Source organism: Amycolatopsis sp. SID8362 (genome assembly GCF_010550475.1).
GTDB lineage: Bacteria > Actinomycetota > Actinomycetes > Mycobacteriales > Pseudonocardiaceae > Amycolatopsis > Amycolatopsis eburnea.
In genome coordinates, this window is the sequence record NZ_JAAGNB010000520.1 from 1 (window position 1) to 467 (window position 467).

Consider the following 467-nt stretch of genomic DNA (forward strand, 5'->3'; position numbering starts at 1 on the left):
GGGTGACCCTGCACGCCGCGGGCGCGTCCACCGTGCGCGTCCGGCTGGCCGCCACGGGCCCGGGCTCGGTGCGCGTCGACGTCGCCGACACCGGCGGGAAGCCGGTCGCCACGGTCGAATCCCTGCTCCTGCGGGCGGTCTCGGCCGAGGCGGCCCGCGGCGCCCACCGCGACTCGCTCTTCCGCTGGGACTGGACGCCGCTGACGTCGCTGCCCGAGGACCGCCCGGAACCCGACCGGCTGGTGCTGGCCGGTGCCAACGAGTTCGGCCTGGCCGGCGCGGTCCACGAGCTCAGCCGCGTGGTGGAGGTCTACCTGGACCTCGCGCTGGTGGCGCAGGAGAGCGGGCCGGACTCGCCCGCCCCGGAGCTGGTCCTGGTGCCGCTGGTGCCGGTGCACGCCGACGGCGTCGTCCCGGCCGCGCACGACCTCACCGAGTGGGTGCTGGGCCAGCTCCAGGACCACCTC

At 77.1% G+C, this 467-nt stretch carries 1 protein-coding gene; it reads left to right on the forward strand.

Translation table 11 applies throughout. The features are described 5' to 3' along the window. Positions 1 to 467: hypothetical protein (locus G3I65_RS16290; protein ID WP_160696862.1), on the forward strand; the 467-nt coding region annotated here is incomplete at both ends.